General features: G+C 73.1%; 16 protein-coding genes and 1 pseudogene. 6 read left to right on the top strand and 11 right to left on the bottom strand.

Annotated elements, in window-relative coordinates; all coding sequences use genetic code 11:
- The first annotated feature begins 10 nt into the window (after positions 1–10).
- The 3 genes from ACIQCZ_RS17380 to ACIQCZ_RS17370 all read left to right on the top strand — a co-directional run bounded on the left by ACIQCZ_RS17380 (position 11) and on the right by ACIQCZ_RS17370 (position 3,071).
- A complete protein-coding gene (locus tag ACIQCZ_RS17380) occupies positions 11–763 on the top strand; it encodes an alpha/beta fold hydrolase (RefSeq protein ID WP_402283145.1) in 753 nt (250 codons plus the stop codon).
- A gap of 94 nt (positions 764–857) precedes the next feature.
- The gene (locus ACIQCZ_RS17375) at positions 858–1,130 is read left to right on the top strand and encodes a DUF1876 domain-containing protein (RefSeq protein WP_351071777.1); all 273 of its coding nucleotides are present in this window, start codon (positions 858–860) and stop codon (positions 1,128–1,130) included.
- A 267-nt stretch (positions 1,131–1,397) separates the two neighbouring features.
- Positions 1,398–3,071, top strand: a complete 1,674-nt coding sequence (locus tag ACIQCZ_RS17370; RefSeq protein ID WP_402283549.1) for a SpoIIE family protein phosphatase — start codon at positions 1,398–1,400, stop codon at positions 3,069–3,071.
- Positions 3,072–3,101: 30 nt separating this feature from the next.
- On the opposite strand, the gene ACIQCZ_RS17365 is transcribed toward ACIQCZ_RS17370, so the two are convergent.
- The 6 genes from ACIQCZ_RS17365 to ACIQCZ_RS17340 all read right to left on the bottom strand — a co-directional run bounded on the left by ACIQCZ_RS17365 (position 3,102) and on the right by ACIQCZ_RS17340 (position 8,339).
- The gene (locus ACIQCZ_RS17365; protein ID WP_402283143.1) at positions 3,102–3,950 is read right to left on the bottom strand and encodes a GNAT family N-acetyltransferase; all 849 of its coding nucleotides are present in this window, start codon (positions 3,948–3,950) and stop codon (positions 3,102–3,104) included.
- Positions 3,951–4,093: 143 nt separating this feature from the next.
- A complete protein-coding gene (locus ACIQCZ_RS17360) occupies positions 4,094–4,726 on the bottom strand; it encodes a hypothetical protein (RefSeq protein WP_402283141.1) in 633 nt (210 codons plus the stop codon).
- The gene (locus ACIQCZ_RS17355) at positions 4,723–6,054 is read right to left on the bottom strand and encodes an MAB_1171c family putative transporter (RefSeq protein WP_402283139.1); all 1,332 of its coding nucleotides are present in this window, start codon (positions 6,052–6,054) and stop codon (positions 4,723–4,725) included. The genes ACIQCZ_RS17360 and ACIQCZ_RS17355 overlap by 4 nt, the downstream gene beginning before the upstream one ends.
- A 41-nt stretch (positions 6,055–6,095) precedes the next feature.
- Positions 6,096–6,722, bottom strand: a complete 627-nt coding sequence (locus ACIQCZ_RS17350; protein WP_402283138.1) for a toxin — start codon at positions 6,720–6,722, stop codon at positions 6,096–6,098.
- A gap of 6 nt (positions 6,723–6,728) precedes the next feature.
- Positions 6,729–7,193: a hypothetical protein gene (locus ACIQCZ_RS17345; RefSeq protein ID WP_402283137.1), complete on the bottom strand. Its 465-nt coding sequence runs from the start codon at positions 7,191–7,193 to the stop codon at positions 6,729–6,731.
- Between the two features lie 381 nt (positions 7,194–7,574).
- A complete protein-coding gene (locus ACIQCZ_RS17340; RefSeq protein WP_402283136.1) occupies positions 7,575–8,339 on the bottom strand; it encodes an SDR family oxidoreductase in 765 nt (254 codons plus the stop codon).
- A 493-nt stretch (positions 8,340–8,832) separates the two neighbouring features.
- On the opposite strand from ACIQCZ_RS17340, the gene ACIQCZ_RS17335 reads away from it, so the two are divergent.
- On the top strand, positions 8,833–10,335 hold the full coding sequence (locus ACIQCZ_RS17335) for an alpha/beta hydrolase (protein ID WP_402283134.1): 1,503 nt from the start codon (positions 8,833–8,835) through the stop codon (positions 10,333–10,335).
- A gap of 144 nt (positions 10,336–10,479) precedes the next feature.
- On the opposite strand, the gene ACIQCZ_RS17330 is transcribed toward ACIQCZ_RS17335, so the two are convergent.
- Positions 10,480–11,052 (bottom strand): TetR/AcrR family transcriptional regulator, encoded by a 573-nt coding sequence (locus ACIQCZ_RS17330; RefSeq protein ID WP_402283132.1) that lies wholly within the window; start codon positions 11,050–11,052, stop codon positions 10,480–10,482.
- Positions 11,053–11,139: 87 nt separating this feature from the next.
- Here ACIQCZ_RS17330 and ACIQCZ_RS17325 point away from each other — a divergent pair, with 87 nt between their 5' ends.
- Positions 11,140–12,309, top strand: a complete 1,170-nt coding sequence (locus ACIQCZ_RS17325) for an FAD-dependent monooxygenase (protein WP_402283131.1) — start codon at positions 11,140–11,142, stop codon at positions 12,307–12,309.
- A 148-nt stretch (positions 12,310–12,457) separates the two neighbouring features.
- On the opposite strand, the pseudogene ACIQCZ_RS17320 reads toward ACIQCZ_RS17325, so the two are convergent.
- Positions 12,458–13,084 (bottom strand): annotated as a pseudogene (locus tag ACIQCZ_RS17320) (phosphoribosyltransferase); the annotation flags it as partial.
- A gap of 117 nt (positions 13,085–13,201) precedes the next feature.
- Here ACIQCZ_RS17320 and ACIQCZ_RS17315 point away from each other — a divergent pair.
- Positions 13,202–14,020 carry an HAD-IIA family hydrolase gene (locus tag ACIQCZ_RS17315; protein WP_402283129.1) on the top strand — a complete coding sequence of 273 codons (819 nt, stop codon included), beginning with the start codon at positions 13,202–13,204 and terminating at the stop codon, positions 14,018–14,020.
- Positions 14,021–14,124: 104 nt separating this feature from the next.
- Here the strand turns inward: ACIQCZ_RS17315 and ACIQCZ_RS17310 are convergent, their stop codons facing one another.
- From ACIQCZ_RS17310 to ACIQCZ_RS17300, 3 genes are all read right to left on the bottom strand, one after another.
- Complete coding sequence (locus tag ACIQCZ_RS17310; protein ID WP_402283128.1) at positions 14,125–14,922, bottom strand: VOC family protein; 798 nt, start codon at positions 14,920–14,922, stop codon at positions 14,125–14,127.
- 465 nt (positions 14,923–15,387) lie between these two features.
- The gene (locus tag ACIQCZ_RS17305; protein WP_402283126.1) at positions 15,388–16,065 is read right to left on the bottom strand and encodes a response regulator transcription factor; all 678 of its coding nucleotides are present in this window, start codon (positions 16,063–16,065) and stop codon (positions 15,388–15,390) included.
- The gene (locus ACIQCZ_RS17300) at positions 16,062–17,315 is read right to left on the bottom strand and encodes a sensor histidine kinase (RefSeq protein ID WP_402283125.1); all 1,254 of its coding nucleotides are present in this window, start codon (positions 17,313–17,315) and stop codon (positions 16,062–16,064) included. Before ACIQCZ_RS17300 ends, ACIQCZ_RS17305 begins: the two co-directional genes overlap by 4 nt.
- Between the last annotated feature and the right edge of the window lie 107 nt (positions 17,316–17,422).

Genomic DNA, 17,422 nt, shown 5'->3' with positions numbered 1-17,422 from the left:
GGAGGTACCCATGCCAGACCGACGACCACCCTCCGCCGCCGTGCTCCTGCTGCACGGCGGCCGTGAGACGGGCCTGGGCCCGCCCCCGCCCGGCCCGCTGAACCTGCCCGCCGCGCGGATGCGTCCCTTCGCGCGGGCCCTCGCCGGGGCGACGGGCGACGGCGCGGCGGACATCCTCGTACGCCCCGCCCGCTACACCCACCGCGGCTGGAACGGCCCCCGCGAGGACCCGTACCACGACGCCGTACGCGCGCTCGACGCCCTGCGCCGCGAGGCCGGTGAGATCCCGGTGGTCCTGGTCGGCCACTCGATGGGCGCCCGCGCCGCCCTGCGCGCCGCCGGCCATCCGCTGGTACGCGGCGTGGTGGGCCTCGCCCCGTGGTGTCCGGCCGACGATCCGGTCACCCAGCTCGCCGGCCGCGATGTCGTTCTGCTGCACAGCACCCGCGACCGGGTCACCAGTCCCCGGGAGTCCCAGTCCTTCACCGCCCGTGCCCGCCGGGCCGGTGCCCACGCCTGTCTGATCGCGATCCGGGGCAGCGACCACGCGATGCTGCGGCGCGCCGGTGCCTGGCACGAGCTGACGACATGTGTCGTCACCGGTCTGCTGGGCCTGGGCCCGCTGCCCGGCGCGGTCACGACGGCGCTCCGCCTGCCCCTGGCCGCCCCCGCGACGGACGGGACCCTCGACCTGGACCGGCTCGATCTCGGCCGACGGGACCACGCCCCGTCCGGACGCGGGCGGCCGGGGTCCGGGGCGTGACGGCTCGCGGCGCCGGGGTCACGCTCGTTTCCGGGGGCGGCGCCGTGGTGCAGGGGCGGGGGAACGGGCGCACCCTGGTAGGGAGGTGATCGTCATGGTGCAGACAACTGTCGGGTGGCATGTGGACCTGGAATTCGAGGAGGACACCCACCGCACCCGCGCGGCCGCTCTGGTCCGGCTTCCGGACGGGAACGAGGTGCGGGCCCACGGGTATGCGAGCCGTCACCCCTCCGACAAGGATCAGCCGCGGGTGGGCGAGGAGATCGCGGGAGCCAGAGCGCTCAATGAGCTGGCGATGAAGATGCTGACGAAGGCGCACGACGAGATAGACGAGGCGTCCGGCCGGACATCGCACCCGCTCACCTGAGCCGCGACTGCCGGAATCCCCGCCGCCGGAGTTCCGGGCGTGCACGCGCCCGGGGCCCGGCGGCCATGTGCGGGCCGTTCCCCGCGGGAGGCGCCGCGTGCACGCGGGAGGGCGGCCGGGCCCGCCCGGCGGACGAGGGCGCGGCGGGATCCGGCTGCGGATGCGCCGCGCGGGTGGGCGGCCGACGATTGAAGGCCGGGCTGCGGGAGGCCCGTGCCCCCGCCCCAGGAGGTCGACGTGCAGACCGATGCGTACGCCCACGGCGCCATGCCGTTCGACCCGGCGAGCCTGGTGGCTCTGGTCGAGGACACCATGGCCGGGGTGGGTGTCCTCGACTTGGGGCTGCGGTATCTGTACGTCAACCCCGCCCTCGAACGGCTCAACGGGGTTCCGGCCGCCGAACACCTCGGACGCACCGTCTCCGAGGTCCTGCCCGGGGTCGACGCCGGCGAGGACATGATGCGGGCCGTGCTCGCCGACGGGAAACCCCGTGAGATCACCTCCAGCGGATTCACCGCCGCGGCGGGCACCGGCCGACGGTACTGGCACGGGGTGTACCACCGGCTGGAGGTCGGCGGGCGGATCGTGGGCCTGGCCGGGATCATGCTGGAGATCATGACCTCGGACCGGGGACGGGAGGAGCTGGCGCAGGCCCGGCGGCACCTGACCCTGCTCGACATGGCGGCCACCCGGATCGGCACCACGCTCGACATGGACACCACCTGCTCGGAACTCGTCGACCTCGTCGTACCGGGCCTGGCGGACCTCGCCACGGTCGAGGTGTTCCCGCCCGATATCGCCGCTCCGGTACGCCCCGCGCCCGCCGGTGTGCTGCGGCTGCGCAGGGCGGCGCTGACGGCGGTGACCGGGCTGCGCGCCGAGCTGCCGGCGTTCGGGCTGACCGGTGAGTACATCGACTACCAGGAAGGCGCGGCCGTACAGCGCTGTCTGGCGACCAACCAGCCGGTCGTGGAGAACCGCACCACCGACGAACAGCTCAGGCGCTCCGCCCCCGCTCCCGACCGGGTCGCCGCCTACCGTGCCCTCGGGATGCATTCGGCGGTCATCGTGCCCCTCACCGTACGCAGCCGTCCGCTCGGCATCCTCGGCCTGATCCGGGCGGGGAACTCACCGGACTTCACGGACGAGGACGTGGTGGTCGCCCGGGAACTCGCCGGCCGCGCCGCCGTCGACCTCGACCACGCCCGCCGGTTCGGCCACGAGCACACCATCGCTCTGGAGCTGCAGCGCGCCCTGCTGTCCGAGCCGCGCCCGCCGCACCCGCACATCGAGATCGCCACCCGCTATCTGCCGGCCGACCGGAGCGTGATGGTCGGCGGCGACTGGTTCGACGTGATCCCGCTGCGGGACGGACGGCATCTGAAGGCGATGGGCGATGTGATGGGCCACGGGGTGGAGGCGGCGGTCGCCATGAGCCACTACCGCTCGCTGCTGCGGATGTTCGCCGACGACGAGCTGCCGCCGCACCGCATCCTGGAGCAACTGGACCGGATGGTCGAGCGGTCCGGACTGGACCGGGCGGCGACCTGTCTGCTGGCCGTCGTCGACCGGGACGGCGGGGCGTGCGAGGTGGCGAGCGCCGGTCATCTGCCGCCGGTGCTCATCGATCCGGGAGCAGCGGGAACCAGGGTGTGCGACGAGGTGCCGGTGGGACCGCCGCTCGGTACCGGGTTCGGCGGGTACCGGACGACATCCGTGGAGTTCGGGCCGGGCACGGTGCTGTTCCTGTACACCGACGGCCTGGTGGAGCGGCGCGGGGAGGACATCGACGTCTCCGTCGCCCGCCTCAGGGAACTGACGCTGCCCGCGGGCGGGAGCCTCGACGAACTGCTGGACGGCGTCCTGCGGCGGTTCGGGCCGGGCGCGGAGGACGACATAGCCGTGCTGGCCTCGCGCACCCGGCCCCGCACCACCCCCTGACCCGGGACGCCGCCCGGCACCCGGGGCCGGTCAGCCCAGCTCCAGGCTGGTGATGCCGAACAGGCCGGTGTGGTCGACATCCGGTGACGGGCCCGTGTACATCCGGGCGGTCTCGAACGAGGGGGTGAGCCCCAGCTGTTCCGCGAGGCGCACGGCCGCCGGGTTGACGTCGGGTACGTCGATCGCCACCGGGGTGTCCGGATCGGTGGCCGCGAGCGCGCTGACGAGGGCAGCGGCCACCTCGGGCGACCGGGCGTACACGGGACCGATGCGGGACGACGTACGGCAGGGGCGCGTCACGGCGAGGCCCTGCAGCTCCCCGTCGCGGACGGCGGCGAGCGAGGTGCGCCCGGGACCGGCGATCCACGGGGCGAGGAAGCTGTCGCGGTCGGCGGGGAAGAAGCGGCGGTCGTAGGAGGCCAGCCGGTCGAACGGGACGGAGCGGGCGTCGACCAGGGCGGTGCCGGGCGGGACGGGCAGCCCGGCGGGCGGCCGGCCCTCGTAACGCATGTTCGTCCAGACGGAACGGAAGCCGGATCTGCGGTAGTTGGGCTGTTGGGCCACGACACCGTCCAGCCCGACGTTGCGCCCGTCCAGCCGTGCCATGCCGGCCCGCCACAGCCGGCTGCCGTAGCCCTGGCCGCGCAGCTCGGGGCGGGTGAGGTAGAAACCCAGGAACCCGAAGTCGCGGCCGTAGCGGACCACGGAGACGCAGGAGACCGGAGTGCCGTCGAGCCGGCCGACAAGGAAGCCGCGCGGGTCCGTGGCGAAGAAGGCGTGACGGTCGGTCAGCCCGGGGTTCCAGCTCTCCTCGTGGGCCCATTCGGCCAGCATCGTGAGGTCGTCGGCGCTTGCGGTGGTGATCTCGAAGTTCGGCACGGGGCACCTGTACCCCGGGGGCGGTCGGTTCAACGGTGGTCCTTGCGTCATCACCCGGTCCGTGGCCGGGCCGTGCCGTCGAACGCCGCTCAGAGCCTGTCGGGTGACCTCCGGCCGGGCGGACGCGGTCACCCGACAGGCTCTCAGACGAACAGGAACGTGCCCGCCGTCGCGGCCCCCAGCAACGCTCCGGCGACCGTCTGCGCCACCGAGTGGTACCCGAGCGCGACACGCGACCAGCACACCGCGACGGTCATCGCGTACGCGAGCAGCCACCACGGGGAGTGGACCACGGCGGGCAGCGCGACGACGGCCGAGGCGACGGCGGCGTCCACCGAGATCTTCCAGACGGTGTTGACGGCCAGCAGGATCACCGTCATCGCCCAGAGGGCGAGCATCGCCACGAGGATGCCGGTGGGGGCGTGGCCCAGGACCATCACCAGTGAACCGGTGCCTATGGAGCCGAGGATGACGAAGAAGATCGGGGCCCGTTTGGTGCGGTCGACGACATGACGGTCGCCCCAGGTGCCGCGCCCCCGCTCCCATTCGATGTACCCGGCGGGAATGATCCCGGCGCACAGGGCGCCGAGCAGGCCCCACAGGAGTCCGGTCCAGTGACCGGCGGCGGCCAGGCCGATGCCGAGCATGCCGACCAGCAGCAGATTGCGCGGCTGGAAGACGTCGGTGACGGTGCGCGCGGTGCCGGTGCGCGGTGAGGCGGCGGCGTCGGTCGCACCGGTGGGACCGGCCGTTGCTGTGGTGTCGGTGGACGTCATGCTGTCTCCTCCAGGGACGGGGTGCGGGCGGTGGTTCCGGTGTCCGCCGCGGACTGCGCGGATTCTGCCGACGCGGCGGACACGGCACGGGCCAGCACCTGCTCCGCCCGGTCCTGAGTGACCGTCCGGTAGGCGGCGGCCACCCGGACCAGCCAGGCCACCTCGCCGTCCTGGTCGGTGGCGTGCTGGTCCTCGACGGTCGCGGCGCCCGAGGCGGGCGCTCCGCTGCTCCTGGCCCGCAGCGCCGCCTTGATCCAGTACGCCTCGGCGAGCGGTCCGGCCCTCCCGTCGTCCGGGCCGTCGGCGCGGGTGCCGTCCGCGGCGGCGGCCCTGGCGGCCGGGAGCAGGGTGTCGGGGACGTAGTGGCGCAGCTTCTCGACGGCGTCCGCGATATCGGCGGCCCAGCGGTCGACTCGCAGGTCCGCGGGGGTGTCGAAGCGGGTCAGCTCGCGGGCCAGCGAGGCCGGCGGGTCGAAGGGCTGCTCGGGGAAGGCCGTCATCAACTCGGACCAGAGGCCGTGCAGTTCGACCTGGGCCCGCCACAGTTTCGCGCGCCGCTGTCCCCTGCTGAGGGCGGGAATGGAGGCACCCACCGCGAAGAGGGCGAAGAGCACCACCTGCGCCGCCTCGGTGATCTCGTCGAACTTCAGGGCGAAGTCCTCGCTCGGGGTGTCGACGACACCGACCCACAGGAACAGGGTCCGGCTGACGGTGTACCCGACCCCGATGAACATGGCGGAGGTCATCATCCCGAGGCCCACGCGCAGATGGCGCAGCCCGGCACCGGCGGTGGCCAGCGCCCACTGGTAGGCGCAGACGGCGGACGCGGTGCCCAGGTAGAGGTAGAACACGCTCATGTACAGGGTGGCGCCCCACTGTCCCGCGTGGTCGGCGACGAAGCGGTCCGAGGGTACGGAACGGTCGACGACGGTGAAGAACAGCACGGTCAGCAGGATCAGCGTGGCGACCGACGCCTTGGCCGCCACCCGCTGGATGGTGCGGGCGAAGCGCACATGGCGCGGAACGGCTCCGGCGTCGGGGTACCGGCCGTAGATCGCGACGATGTAGCTGAGGATCGCCAGGATCGCGATCGTCGCCGTGTAGTGCTTGATGAGCACGGCGAGGTCGGTGACGGCGCTGTCGTTGAGGGCGATGCGCACGGCCCGGGTCTTGGTCCACAGGGCCGCGGCGAATCCCGCGTAGCAGCCCCACAGGGCCCGGCGGCGCTTGTCTTCCTCGTCGCCCCACAGGGCGGCCGGCATGCGCCACAGGGCGACGGCCGTCATCAGAGCCGCTACGAGATAGCCGGCGAGATCGAGCGGGGTCACGGCGGAATCCTCGGGAGTGGGGGGCTGGGGACCGTTCGGTGTCAGGTGCGGCGGAACAGACCGCGGCGGCGGTTGGCGACGGGCCGGGAGAGGGAGTTCGCCAGGCGCCCCACCATGTCGTCGCTCGTCACGTCCCGGGCCATGCGGGGAATGAGCGAGGCGCCGAACTCGGCCATGCGTTCGTCGTGGGTGTCGTACTGCGCGCGGGCCTGCACGGTGCCGTCGCCCGAGCGGAGAGCGTCGGCGATCGTGGCGGCCACCGGCCGCGGAGCACCGGCGGCCGCGGGGGGCCGCGGCGGGGCCTCGGTGCCGAGGACCCGGGTGATCAGCGAGGTGTCGAAGACCGGCAGCAGCCGCCGGAGCTGTTCCGGATCGAGGGAGGTGCCGTGGTCGAACCACTCGTGGCACAACTCGTGCAGGATGACGTGCTGGGTCTGGTACGCGGTCGGGCGGCGCCGGTAGAGCACGAAGCTGGTCCCGCCGGTCTTCAGCCGCAGACCGCAGGCGGCGTTGACGCGGGCCAGCCGGTCGGGCATCTCGTGCAGCACGATGGTGCGGCCGCGGGCCGCCTCCATGTTCGCCACCAGTGCGTCGATGGAGAAGGGGGCGGGGATGGGCAGGTCGGCCAGCCCGGCCTCGCACTCCTTGCGCAGTTGGCGCAGCGACATGAGGACCTACTTCTCCGGCTCGCCGAAGGGGGCGCCGCCACCGTCGGCGGTGTTCCGCCGCCCCTTGGCGTCCTCCAGCAGGGAGAGCGCGAACTGCAGCAGCTCCGGCGGGAGTCCGTCCTCGTCGAGGCCGCGCCCGGCCAGTCCGCTGATCTCCCCCGTACGCCGCTTCGCGAGGAACTGGAGTCCGGCGACGACGTCGTCGACGACCTCGGACTCCTCCTTGAAGAACCGCCAGTCCACGCCGAAGCCCAGACCGAGCGCCTTGAGGATGTCCTCGGAGGGCTGGGTGACCTTTCCGGCGAGAATGTTGGAGAAGTAGCTGTGCGAGAGGGAACCGCCGCGTTCCCTGACCAGATCGGCGAAGACCCGTCCCGAGACCTTCTGGCCGGGGAACGTCTTCTCCACCATGTACTCGACCTTCTGCTGCAACGTCCGCAGCTCCGGCACACGTTCCTTGCCGCCGTCCATCCGGTCCCCCACGTATCCGCACGCCCGACCGGCGCCGCGCGGTCTGTGATTCGGTCAACGGGCTCGTACTGTAACGAACCCTGACGGGGCGTCCTGAGTGCGGTCGGTGGTACGGGAGCGGGCTTGCGCAAACACTCTACGTCACTGTTAACTCGAAAAAACACGGGCAGGGAACCGCGAGGGGAGTCCCCTGCCCGTGAAGTCTGCATGAGTAAAAGGGGCATGCTTCGCATAGTGGTGTAGCCCTTCACGACGGGGGATGCGTGAAGGGCTACACCAGCATTATGACCGCTGGTCAGGCCACCATCAACTGACCGGTGGGTCAGTGAGTGTGAGGCGTGTCGCGGCGCGTGGCCCCGACGGCGGCCCGTGGCCCTCCCGTCACCGTCCGCCCGCGACCCGGAGCACCGCTCCGGTCACATAGGACGCCTCGGGGGACAGCAGCCACGCGATGGCGGCCGCGATCTCCGGGGCGGCTCCGACGCGGCCGAGCGGGATGCCGGGCACGGCGGCGTCCGCGCGGCCCGGGTCGCCCGCCGTGGTGTGCATGTCGGTGTCGATCATTCCCGGGGCGACCGCGTTGACCCGGATGCCGTCGGCCCCCAGTTCCTTGGACAGCCCGATCGTCAGGGTGTCCGTCGCCCCCTTCGTCGCGGCGTAGTGGACGAAGTCCCCGGGGCTGCCGAGGGTGGCGGCGGCCGAGGAGACATTGACGATCGCTCCGGAACCGGTGGCCGCCATGTCCTTGGCGGCCCGGCGGCAGCACAGCAGATAGCCGAGGACGTTCACGTCGAGGACCTGACGCAGCGTCCGGGCGGAGGTGTCGACGAGCCGCCCCAGAGGTCCCGTCACTCCCGCGTTGTTGACCAGCCCGGTGACGGGGCCGAGCTGCGCGGCGGCGGTGTCGAAGAGCCGTTCCACGTCGGCCTCCACGGAGGTGTCCACCCGCACCGTGACGCAGCGTGCCCCCGCGGCCCGGACCGCCGCCGCGGTCCGCTCGGCGGCCTCGGCGTCGCTCACGAAGCCCAGGGCGAGGTCATGCCCCTCGGACGCGAGGCGGACACAGGTCGCGGCACCGATGCCGCGGCTGCCACCGGTGACGACGGTGACGGGTCGCGACGACGCGGTGGTGCTGTTGACTGACACTGGAGGAACCTCTCGTTCGGGCCATGCCTGTCACGCCGTACGCGGATTGTACGGAGAGCGCCTGCGGGGGAGCCCTTGCGTCCGAAGGCCACCCACGGGGGACGACCGGGCCCGTGCACGCCCCGCCGCCTGCTGTTGGAGTGGTGCCGGACGGGCCGTTGGCGTGGTGTGCGGCACGGGGCGGGCGGGGTGCCTAGGGTCGACGGCTGACGGACCGCTGCCGGCGTGGACCGGGTTGAATCGCCCGACGCCCGGTGACGGCCCCTCCTCAACGGCGTTCCTCTGCCATCGCCTCGCATTGCGGTGGCAGGGGACGCCGACCGTCGTCGCCGGCGTCCGGTCGCGGGGCCGGGTGCGCGACCCGCTGTTCTCGCGGTGAATTCCCGGCAGGGTCAACCACCGGTTCCTGGGCGGGAGTCCGGGGGGTAGCCCCACCGTTCGCCGTCGTGTCTCCCGGATGGGCCGGGGCCCTCGGTTCGACAAGGCTTGCAGCATGACGACCCACCGCAGATCCGCAGCGTTCATCGCCCTGTCCGTCACCGTTGCCGCCACCGCTCTCACCGGAGCCGCGGCCCCGCCGGCCCACGCCGGTGGCGCCTTACCCGCACTCGACTGGCGGCCCTGCGCCGAGTCCGGCGGCCCCGCCGCGCAGGAGTGCGCCGAGCTGCCCGTACCGCTCGACTACCGGTCCCCGGACGGTCCGCAGCTCACCCTCGCCGTGACCCGGCTGCGCAGCGACCGTCCCTCGGCCCGGCGCGGCACGCTGCTGGTGATCCCCGGCGGCCCCGGCTCGTCCGGGGTGCAGCGGGTGACACAGAAGGGGGAGGAGCTGCGGCGGGAGACGGCCGGGCAGTACGACATCGTGAGCCTCGACCCGCGCGGCGTCGGCGGCAGCACGAAGGCGAGCTGCGGGCTCGCCCCGGAGGACCGGGAGATGGTGAACCTGCGGTCCTGGCCCGCCGCCGACGGTTCGATCACCGAGAACGTGGAGCGGTCGCGGCGGATCGCACAAGCGTGTGCCCGCAACGGGGGAGCGGTGCTGCGGAGCCTGACCACGGCCAACGAGGTGCGGGACATCGACCGCTTCCGGCAGGCGCTGGGCGAGGAGAAGCTGTCGGCCTGGGGGTCCTCGTACGGCACGTATGTGGGCGCCGTGTACGCCCAGAAGTACGGGCGGCACACGGACCGCCTGGTGCTGGACAGCAGCGGCGACCCCGACCCGTCCCGCGTCGAGAAGGGCTGGCTGGCGAACATGGCGGTGGGCGCGGACGACCGCTTCCCCGATTTCGCGCGATGGGCCGCGGATCCGGCCCGGGAGGCGGAGGGGCTGCGGCTGGCCGAACGCGCCGAGGACGTGCGGCCGTTGGTCCTGGAGCTGGCGGCGCGACTGGACCGCGAGCCGAAGGAGTCCACCACGGCGGGCGTCCCGCTGACCGGCAACCGGCTGCGGCAGGCGATCCAGCTCGCCCTGTACAGGGACAGCGCCTTCGCCCGGTTGGCCGGGCTCGTCCAGGAGGCCCGGGACGCGTCGTTGAAGCCCGTCCTGCCTGCCGAACTGGCCGGGCCGATGCCGGACCGGGACGCGGCGGTCACGGTCGGCGTGATCTGCAACGACGTGCGCTGGCCGGGCAGCGTCCCGTCGTACCGGCGCGCCGTCGCCGCCGACCGCGTGAAGCACCCGCTCACCGCCGGAATGACGGCGAACATCACTCCGTGCGCCTTCTGGAAGGACGCCCCCGTGGACCGGCCGACCAGGATCACGGACGAGGGGCCGTCCAACATCCTGATGATCCAGGGCCTGCGCGACCCGGCGACCCCGTATTCCGGCGCCCTGAAGATGCGTGAGGCCCTCGGCGACCGGGCCCGCCTCGTCGCCGTCGACCACGGAGGACACAGTGTCTACCTGGGCAACGGCAACGCCTGTGGCGACAGGGCGGTCACCACGTTCCTGACGACGGGGGTGCGGCCGGAGCGGGACGCGTACTGCGCGGACTGAGCGGGAGGAGCAGGCCGAAGGTCATCCGACAGGCTCCGAGCGGTCCGGGGCGACGCGATGAGCGGGCCGGGCGGCGCGGCCCCGGCCCGCTGCCCCGTGGCCCGCTCTCCCGGCCGGCTGATGGTGTCCCGTTCTCCCGGCCCGCTATCCCCCGGCGGACTCCGGCAGGGCCGCCGTGACCAGCCCCCGGATCTCCTCGCGGGACACGTCCCCGCCGCCGACCAGCCGGTCGAAGACCAGTCCGTCCACGCATGCCAGCAGGGTGAGGGTGCGGCCCTCGACGTCGGCGACACCGTGTGCGGCCAGGAACTCCCGCACACGGTCCCGGGCCGCGTTCTCGCGCGGCACGAGGATCTCGCGCAGCTCCGGATGGCGCACGCTCTCGACGGCGCAGGCGTGGCGCGCGATCGTCCGCCGCCGCCCCTCCCCCGAGAGCCGCCGCTCGACGAACGCGGCGAGCCCGTCCGTCAGTTCGTCCGCGTCCCGTGGCGCCGGTGCGTCCTCCCCGGCCGTGCGGAGCTCCGCCTGGTCGATGGCGACGAGCCGGCGGACGAGCGCGGTGAGCAGCGCCCGGCGCGTGCGGAAGTACGCCGAGGTCGTCCCGGGCGGCAGGCCCGCCGCCCGGTCCACGGCCCGGTGGGTCAGGCCCCGCATCCCGGAATCGGCCAGCACGCCGATGGCCGCGTCGGCGAGGACGGTTCGTCGATCTGTTGTCACCACCCCTTTCTACACCTGTAGAGAGCGGGCGGTATCCTCTTTCTACAGCTGTAGAAAGCCGTGGTGCGGCGGACGAGGGGACCTGACATGGGCAAGAGCGCGGTGGTCGTCGGCGGCGGAATCGGCGGTCTCTCGGCCGCGATCGGACTGCGTCTCATCGGCTGGGAGGTGACGGTCGTCGAACGCTCCCGGGTCCTCGACGACGCGGGCGCGGGCATCTCCCTGCACGCGAACGGCATCCGGGCCCTGGACGTGCTCGGCGTGGGCGAGGCGGTACGCGCGGCCGCGCGGCCCCAGTACACCGGGGGCACCCGCACCCCCGATGGCCGCCGGCTCGCGGGGATGGACGGGGCCGCGCTGGAGCGCGAGCTGGGAACCCCGATCGTCGGCATCCCCCGCGCCACGCTCCACCGCCTGCTGCGCGAGGCCCTGCCGCCCGGATCCCTGGTCGTCGGAGCCGAGGTGAGGAGCGTCGAGGGGACCGGGCCCGGACGGGTGCGGGCGCGCTTCGGCGAGGCCGCCCTCGACGCGGATCTGGTGGTGGCCGCCGACGGCGTGTCCAGCCGGCTGCGCGGTCAGCTCTTCCCCGGCCACCCCGGCCCCGTCCACAGCGGGTCGACCGTCCTGCGCGCCATCACCGAGCGCCCCGTCGATCTGCGGAGCGACTTCGAACTGACCTGGGGCCGGGGCGCCGAGTTCGGCCACATCGCCTTCGCCGACGGCCGGGCCGAGTGGCACGCGGTGCTCAACGCGCCCGCCGGTGTGCGCCACCCGGACCCCCTCGCCGAGGTGCGCCGTCGGTTCGGCGGCTGGCACGCCCCCGTCCCCGCCCTGCTGGAGGCGACAAGGCCCGACGCCGTCCTGCACCACGACGTGACCGAGCTGGTGACCCCGCTGCCCGCCTACACCGCCGGTCGCGTCGTCCTCCTGGGCGACGCCGCCCATGCCATGACGCCCCATCTAGGCCAGGGGGCCTGCCAGGCGCTGGAGGACGCGGTGACGCTGGCCGCCGCGCTGTCGGCCGAGGACACCGTCGAGGCCGCACTGCTGCGTTACGACGCCGAGCGCCGGCCCCGCAGCCAGTCGGTCGCCCGCGCCGCGCGCCGGGCCGGACGGATGGGCCAGCAGCTGAGCCATCCGGTCGCGGTCGCCGTGCGCAACACCGCGCTCCGGCTGGCGCCGTCCGGCGCGACGGTCCGCACGATCCTGCGCCATGCCGCGTGGACGCCTCCGGAGCTGGTCCGCCGGGGCGCGTGACCCCGCCCGACGCCGGACTCCGACCCCGGTCCCCGGGGGCGGTCCGGGGCGGTTCGAGAGCCGCGCGCGGGCACGGGGGAGCGATGCCGGGTGTCGGCCGGTCGTCGGTCGCTCAGTCGGTGCCCGGCGTCGCGTGTCCGCTGTACTCGGCCTGGGCCAGCAGGGAGACGACCTCCTCGTCGGAGGTCTGCGAGAAGTCGCGGTACCACTCGCCGACGGCGTAGAACAGGTGCGGCGTCGACAGGCACACCACTTCGTCCGCGGTCTCCCGCAGCCGGGCGACCGCGTCGGGCGGCGCCACCGGTACGGCCGCCACCAGGCGCGCCGGATGCTGGGCCCGTACGACCCGGCAGGCCGCCGCGGCCGTCGCACCGGTCGCGACGCCGTCGTCCACGACGATCACGGTCCGGCCTTCGAGCGGAGTCCGCGGCCGGCCCGCGCGGTAGGTCTGCGCCCGTCGTGCGAGCTCCGCCGTCTCGACCCGTTCGATCGCCGCGAGGTCCTGCTTCCCGACCCGGACATGACCGACGACGTCCTCGTTGATGACCCGTACCCCGCCCTCGCCGATGGCGCCGAACGCCACCTCCTCGTGGTGCGGCACACCGAGCTTGCGGACCACGATCACATCGAGTCGGGCGCCGAGCATCTGTGCCACCTGGAACGCCACCGGGACGCCGCCGCGGGGCAGACCCAGCACGACGGGGTTCTCCCGCTCCAGATGCCGCAGCGCCTCGGCCAGTTGCGCTCCCGCGTCCACGCGGTCGGCGAACAGCACGACGGTTTCACCCCCAACCGGGGGAGTCGGGGCCGCATGGGTACGCGCCCCCACCTGCTCCCCACTTCGAAACAACCCCATGTGCGGTGGCGGCGCAACTCGGGCAGGGTCGACCGTATGGAAGGAATCGGTGCGGTCCTGATCGACATCGACGGTGTGCTCACCGTGTCCTGGAGGCCCCTGCCCGGCACCGTGGCGGCCATGGAACGGCTGCGCGAGGCGGGTATCCCGCTGGCGCTGGTCACCAACACCACCTCCCGCACCCGCGCCTCGATCGCCGCGAAGCTGGTGGGCGAGGGCTTCCCCGTCTCCGCCGACGACATCCTCACCGCCCCCGCCGTCACCGCCGCTCATCTGCGGGAACACCATCCCGGGGCCCGCTGCCTGCTGATCGGCGCCGGTGACGTCCGGGACGATCTGACAGGCGTGACACTCGTGGACGGGGACGAGGAGGACGCCGTCGACGGCGGGGCCCCGGACGTGGTGATCCTCGGCGGGGCCGGGGACGCCTTCAGCTACGCGGCGCTCAACCGCGCCTTCCGTCATGTGCTGCGCGGTGCCCGGCTCGTCGCCATGCACCGGAGCATGTACTGGCGCACGGCCGCCGGGCTCGACCTCGACACCGGGGCCTTCCTCCTGGGGCTGGAGCGGGCCGCCCGCGTCGAGGCGGAGATCACCGGCAAACCCGCCGGGTCGTTCTTCGCCACGGCCCTGGCACACCTCGGCGCCACCGCGCCCCACGCCCTGATGGTCGGCGACGACATCGAGTCCGACGTCCTGGCGGCCCAGCGCGCCGGGCTCACCGGTGTACTCGTCAGGACCGGCAAGTACCTCCCCGAGACGCACCGGGCGGCCGGCGGCACCCCGGACCATGTGATCGACTCCTTCGCCGATCTCCCGGCCCTGCTGGAACGCCTGGGGACGTCAGAACCGTGAGGAACCGGCGGGACCACGCGAACGCCGGGGCCCCGCACCGGCCCGCACCGCGGGGGAGCCGGGACCCGGACGGTGATCCCGGCGATCCCGGCGATCCCGTCGGGTCAGGACACCGGTGACGTCTCGGGCACCTCGCCCTCGGTCGTGTGGACGTCGATCACGGAGAACGCCGCGCCCTGCGGGTCCGTCAGCGCGGCGAAACGGCCGAACGGGATGGTCATCGGGCCGAACCGCAGGATCGCGCCGCGCTCGGTCGCCTTCGCCACGGCGGCGTCGCAGTCCGCGACGGTGAAGTACACGTTCATGTGCGGTGGCACCTCGGGCGGGAATTCGTCGCCCATCCTCATCCGCCCCATGACCGTCCTGTCGCCCAGGTTGAACATCCTGAAGTCGATCTGCTCGTCCGCGATCTTCACCATGCTGTACGGGAAGACGGCGGAGAAGAAGGCGTCGGACTTCTCCGGCTCCCGGGTGAACACCTCGGCCCAGCAGAACGCACCGGGCACCCTCTCGGCCTCGAAGCCCTCGTGCGTGCCCGCCTGCCACACGCCGAAGACGACACCGCTCGGGTCGCGGGCCAGCAGCATCGTGCCGAACTCACCGACCTGCATGGGATCCATCAGCGTCTCGCCGCCGTTCTCGCGGATCCTAGCGGCGGTGGCCGCGGCGTCCGGTGAGGCGAGGTACAGGCACCAGGCCGACGGGCCCTCCTGGCCGGGCATCGGAGGTACGACGGCGGCGACCGCCCTGCCGTCGGCGTACGCCTGCGTGTAGTCGCCGAACTCGGACGAGGACTCGCCGAACGTCCAGCCCAGCACATCACTGTAGAAACGCTTCGCGCCGTCGAGGTCGGGGAACATCGCGTCGGCCCAGCACGGCGTGCCCTCCGGTTGTACAGCCATGACGTCGACTCCTTCGTGCTCGGCGGGTCGCCCGGTGTTTTCGCCGAGGGCTGTCCCGTAGTCCCTGGCGGGCGCACGACGACAGCTACGGCATCTCGCCGCGTTGTCTGAAACGTCCGCATACATCCAGTATGCGGACGTCTCTCCGCCTTGCGATGTGCCGCATCCGACGCCGCGCGCCGCTCCACCGGGGGCTGCGGGACAGCCTTCAGCCGGCCGACCGCCCGCACGCGCGCCGGAGCGGGGCCGCCGAACTGCGGCCGTACGCCGTACGTCATGGCGCGCGCACAGCGCGCGGCGATCCTCATGACCGTCACCGACCGGCCCGTGGGCGAGGGTGTGCTCGGGGGCTGAGGAACATCGGAACGAACACTGGCGCTGAGCCTCCGTCGGCCCTGGCGGGCGGCCGGCGGAGCGTCGGCGGCCGGACCTGGCTGAAGTCGTTCGCCGGCCCCTGTCGGCTGCTCAGTCGGGCGGGACGGCCGGGTCGATGATCCGATACCCCACGCCGGGTGTGGTGGCGATGACCGGGGGGTCGCCGAGTTTGCGGCGCAGGCGGCTGATGGTCACCGCGACGGTGTTGGTGAACGGGTCGGCGTGTTCGTCCCAGACCTGTTCGAGGAGGTCCTCCGTGCTGAGGAAGGCGGGGCTCGCGTTCAGGAGGGCTTCGAGTACCGCGAATTCCTTGACGGAGAGGTCGAGTTGGCGGCCGTCGCGGCTGGTGGTGCGGCGCACCGGGTCGAGTTCGATGCCCGCCGTGCTCAGGGTGCGGGACCGGGCGGCGGGGCGGCGGCGGGCCAGGGCACGGATGCGCAGGACGAGTTCGGGAAAGTGGAAGGGCTTGGCGAGGTAATCGTCGGCACCCAGGGTCAGGCCGCTGACGCGGTCGCCGGGTGAAACGGCGGCGGTCAGCATCAGGACCATCACGTGGCCGTCCCGCTCGGTGATCATTTGGCAGAGGGTGTCGCCGTGGATGCCTGGCAGGTCGCGGTCGAGCACGACGACGTCGTACGCGTTGACGTCCAGCTTGGCCGCGGCGTCGAGCCCGTCGTGGGCCACGTCCACGGCCATGCCCTGGTCGCGCAGTCCCTCGGCGACGACTTCGGCCAGAGGGCGGGCGTCCTCGACCACCAGGACTCTCAACGCGCCACGCCCGTCTCCGTGTCGGGGGCCTCCGCCGTCGCCCTGCCGTCCGTACGGGGGAGGGTGATGGTGACGCGCAGGCCGCCGTCGGGGCGGGCGCGCAGGTCCAGGGTGCCGTGGTGGGCCTGGGCGATGGCCGCGACGATGGAGAGGCCGAGGCCGCTGCCCTGGCCGGTGCCGGTCCGGTCGGCGCCAAGGCGGCGGAAGGGCTGCGAGAGTTCCGCCACCCGCCGCTGGTCAAGGACCGGTCCGCTGGACTCGACGACGAGGGACACTGCGCCTGTGCCGTCTCCTTCGGCCCGTACCGCGACACTGATCCAGCCCCCGGGGTCGTTGTGCGCGATCGCGTTGCCGACCACGTTGTCGGCCACGCGGCGCAGCAGTGTCCGGCTGCCCCACACCCACGCGGAGTCGTCGATCCGGTTCTCACGCACGGTCAGGCCCTTGGCCGCGATGTCCTTTGTCCGTCCGGTCAGGGCGGTCAGCGCGAGTCGGCCGAGGTCGAGGCGCGCCGAGTCGGTGAACTCACCGTGCTGGGTGCGGGCCAGGACGAGGAAGCTCTCCAGCAGCCGGTCCACCCGGTCGAGTTCGGTGCGTATCCGGGCGGCCAGCGCGGCCGTGCTCTCGGGTACCGGGCCCGGCTTGGCGAGGGCCACATCCAGGGAGGCCCGCATCGTGGTGAGTGGGGTGCGCAGCTCGTGGGAGGCGTTGGCGACGAAGAGGCGCTGGGCGTCGAAGGAGCTCTCCAGGCGGCCGAGGAGGTCGTCGATGGTGTCGGCGAGGTCCTTCACCTCGTCGCCGGGGCCGCCGATGGCCAGGCGTTCGTGCAGGCTGTCGGCGGTGATCCGGCGGGTGGCCGCTGTCATCACACGCAGCGGGCGCAGCACCCGGCCGGCGACGAACCAGCCGAGGCCGACCGAGTTCACCGCCATGACGCCGAGGGCGATGGCGGAGCCGATCAGAATCTGCCGGGACTGGGTGTCGTGCGCCTGAGCCAACTGCTGCTCCAGCTCGTCGATGCGGCCCTGGGCCTGTGCCGCCGTGGCGGGCTGATGGGTGCCGCCGTCGGGGGCGGTCCGGCTGGAGCGCGATCCGCCGGATGCCACCACGGCCGCGATGGCCAGCAGCGCCGTTCCCGACAGCAGGAACAGAGCCACGTACAAGGCGGTGAAGCGGGTGCGGGCGGTGCCACGGCGCAGGCCGAGCCCGGCAGCCAGGCCCGCGAGCCGTCGGAGCGGACCCCATTTCATCCGCGTGCTCCCCTCTCGCCACCGCACCAGGACACGTACCGGGCCAGGCTAGGCCGAGGCGCCTAACAGCGGGATGACAGTGGCCGTTCGGCCCCTGTAACCCGCTC

Origin of the sequence: Streptomyces sp. NPDC093149 (assembly GCF_044754145.1) — a bacterium.
Classification (GTDB): Bacteria; Actinomycetota; Actinomycetes; order Streptomycetales; family Streptomycetaceae; genus Streptomyces.
The sequence above is the reverse complement of the archived record's forward strand: the minus strand, read 5'-3'. Positions and strand labels throughout refer to the sequence as shown.